This window comes from Brevundimonas sp. (genome assembly GCF_041648615.1).
In the GTDB taxonomy this organism is placed as follows: domain Bacteria; phylum Pseudomonadota; class Alphaproteobacteria; order Caulobacterales; family Caulobacteraceae; genus Brevundimonas.
The window spans coordinates 1-3,438 of record NZ_JBAZOS010000078.1; the positions used below are offsets into that span (position 1 = coordinate 1).

A 3,438-nucleotide genomic window follows, 5' to 3' on the forward strand; every position below is an offset into this window, starting at 1 on the left:
ATCGAGGGCTCCGACCGGTCCCGCGACCAGGGCCGGACGCCGGAGAAATTCGCCTGGCTGGAAGCCCACGGCGTGACCCTGCATCCGCAGGACGGCTCGGGCGTCACGCGCGCGGACCAGACCGTCGTAGCCACCGGCGCCATCGAGGATACGGTCCCCGACATCGGCGCGGCGAAGCGCGTCGGCGCGCGCATCGTCACCCGCCCCGAACTTCTGTCCCGGTTGTTCAACGCCGCCCCGACCTCGATCGGCGTCGCCGGCACCAGCGGCAAGTCGACCATCACCGGCATGATCGCCTGGATTCTGCACCGGGCCGGCCGCGAACCAACGGTCATGAACGGCGCGGTGATGAAGAATTTCGCCGACGCCGACCATCCGTTCGCTAGCGCCCTGATCGGCGGCCCCGACCTGTTCGTGTCCGAGGTCGATGAGTCCGACGGCTCCATCGCCCGCTACGACCCGACGGTCGCCGTCGTCTCCAACATCTCGCTGGACCACAAGTCGATGGAAGAGCTGCGCGACCTGTTCGGCGGCTTCACCGGCCGGGGGGCGAAGGCCGTGCTCAATCTCGACAATGTCGAGACCCAGGCCCTCGCCCAGTCGCTGCCGGTCGACAAGGTGATCACCTTCGCCCTCGGCGAGGAGTCCGCCACCCTCAACGCCCATGATCTCGCGCCCTTGCCGACCGGCATGCGGTTCAGCCTGACGGAGCTGGGCGGCACGCCGCTGCCGGTCGTGCTCAACGTCCCCGGCGCCCACAATGTCGCCAATGCGCTGGCCGCTATCGGCGCCGTCCGGGCCATCGGCGTCCCGCTGGAACAGGCCGTCGCCGCCCTCGAAACCTTCGCCGGCATCCGCCGCCGCATGGAGGTGGTCGGGACCGCGGGCGGCGTCACCGTCATCGACGACTTCGCCCACAACCCGGACAAGATCGCCGCCACGCTGAAAACCCTGCACGCCTTCGACGGTCGGCTGCTGATCCTGTTCCAGCCGCACGGCTTCGGGCCTCTGCGGCTGATGCAGCGAGAGTTCATCGACGGCTTCGTCGGCCTGATGCGCGAGGACGACGTCCTGCTGATGCCCGAGCCCGTCTATTTCGGCGGCACGACGGACCGGTCCGTCGGCAGCGAGGACATCGCCGCGGGCGTCCGCGCCGCCGGCCGCAAGGCCGAGGCCCTGGCCAGCCGGGAGGCCTGTGGCGAGCGGCTGCTCGACCTCGCCCGTCCCGGCGACCGGATCATTGTCATGGGCGCGCGGGACGACACCCTGTCGGTCTTCGCGGCCGGCCTTCTGAACCGACTGGCTGATCCGCTTACGGATTGATATTCAAGAGAATATCAGAAAACTTTCACGCCCGGCAAAGCTGGCGTTAAGCGGCTCCGCCTATTCCCCGGATCGAACGGGGAGCGGTGGATGGCCAGGATTGGAGACTTTGCGAGCGCCGCGGCGCCGATCGGGCCGGACACGCCGGGCGCCGAGGTCTTCGACCGTTTCCAGAGCGAACCGGACACCCTGATCCTGGCGGTGATCGACGGAGACGGCCGGCCCGTCGGCCTGATCGAGCGCAACGTCTTCATCCTCAAGATGGCGGCCGAGTTCGGACGCGCCCTCTACGCCAAACGCCCGGCGGCGGCCTTCATGGACGCCAATCCACGCATCCTCGACGCCGACGCCGACGCCGAGACCCTGTTCCAGTCGGTGGACGACGGCAGCCTGGGCGGTCTGTTGAACGGCTTCGTCGTAACCTCAGGCGGCCTCTATGTCGGAGTGGGAGCCGGGGTCCACGTCCTCCAGGCCGGTAGCGCCATCCACCGGCGACGCGCGGACGCGATGAGCGCCTTGGCGCGCGACCTTGCGAGAGCCGAGGCCGAGGCCCGCGCCTCCAGCCGCGCCAAGTCCGAATTCCTGGCTGTCATGAGCCATGAGATCCGCACCCCCCTGAACGGCGTGCTGGGCGTCGCCGCCCTGATGGAGCGCGAGCTCACCCAGGAGGACATGCGTCCCTACGCCCGCACCATCCTGGACTCCGGCCAGAGCCTGCTGCGCCTGCTGACGGACGCCCTCGACATGTCGCGGGCGGAGGCGGGGCTGATGACCTTCGAGACGGCGCCGGTGCAACTTTCCGCCGTCGCCGCCGACCTCAGGGCCCTGTGGAGCCCGCGCGCCCAGGAAAAGAACCTGGACCTGAGAGTCACCCACGACACGGACGGCCACGACTGGGTCGCCGCGGACGAGATGCGGCTCAAACAGCTCTTCAACAACCTGATCGGCAACGCCCTGAAATTCACCCGGGCCGGGGAGGTGTCGGTGCACATCGCCAGCGCCGAAGTCGATGGCGCGATCGCCATCACCGCCACCGTCGATGACAGCGGGCCCGGCGTGCCGTCGGATGCGGCCGGGACCATCTTCGACCCCTTCAACACCGGCCACGCCGGGCGTGAAGGGGCCGGAGCCGGCCTCGGCCTCGCCATCTGCCGCCAGATCGTGGAGCTGATGCAGGGCGGCATCGGCGTGGACCGGTCGCCCCAGGGCGGGGCGCGCTTCCGGTTCACCCTCAGCCTGCCCGGCGCCACCCGCGAGATGCGGGCCGCCGCCCTGGAGATGGCCGAACCGACCGCACACGCGACGCTCCACGTGCTGGTTGTGGACGACAACGCCACCAACCGGTTCGTCGCGGCCAAGGTGCTGGAGCTGTTCGGCTGCAGTTCCGAGGCGGTTGAGGATGGGCGCGAGGCTGTCGCCCGTGTCCAGACCGGACGGTTCGATCTGGTCCTGATGGATATCAAGATGCCCGTCATGGACGGCGTCCAGGCGACCCGGCTGATCCGTGCGACCCCGGGGCCGGCGGCTGACATCCCCATCCTCGCTCTGACCGCCAACGCCGATCCGCGCGACGAGGCCGAATACCTGGCGGCCGGGATGAACGGCGTCGCCCAGAAGCCGATCCAGCCCGACGCCCTCCTGAACGCCATACGTCTCGTCATGGGCGCCGCTGACCAGCGAACGCCCGTCGACAGGGCCGCCTGAGCCGCCGCGCCAACGCGTCGCACAGGGCCGCGCGAGGCGCTATTGCAAATGGTTCGCAAGTTCGGCACAAGCCACGGGTGACCGAAACCGCCGCCCCCGCAGCAAGCCCGCCCAGGGCGCCGAAGACGGCGCTCAACGGCGCGCGGTCGTTCTGGCTCAAGCAACTGCACCAGTGGCACTGGATCTCCGCGGCCCTCAGCCTGATCGGCCTTCTGCTGTTCGCCGTGACCGGAATCACCCTGAACCACGCCGCCCAGATCCCGGCCGAGCCGGTCACCGTCGAGCAGACCGGCGCCCTGCCGGCGCCCCTGCTCGCCCGCCTTTCCGACTTCCCGGCCGAAACGACCGATCCGGTTCCCGAGGCCATCGCCCGGTGGGCCGCCGAAGCCTTCAATGTGCAGATCGCCGGCC

The 3,438-nt window shown here is 69.6% G+C and carries 3 protein-coding genes; all 3 read left to right on the forward strand.

All coding sequences use genetic code 11. The features are described from left to right. A partial coding sequence (gene murC / locus WC555_RS15350; protein WP_373254979.1) for a UDP-N-acetylmuramate--L-alanine ligase occupies window positions 1-1,323 on the forward strand: 1,323 nt, incomplete at its 5' end. A 90-nt stretch (window positions 1,324-1,413) separates the two neighbouring features. Further along, entirely contained in the window at window positions 1,414-3,027 is a 1,614-nt protein-coding gene (locus tag WC555_RS15355; RefSeq protein WP_292128531.1) for an ATP-binding protein, read from the forward strand. 77 nt (window positions 3,028-3,104) lie between these two features. Continuing rightward, the coding region (locus WC555_RS15360; RefSeq protein WP_373254980.1) for a PepSY-associated TM helix domain-containing protein at window positions 3,105-3,438 on the forward strand (334 nt) is incomplete at its 3' end.

What these genes read in the sequence shown, in the direction of transcription:
- WC555_RS15355 (WP_292128531.1), top strand. Translation starts at nt 1,414, where the DNA reads ATGGCCAGGATTGGAGACTTTGCGAGCGCCGCGGCGCCGATCGGGCCG.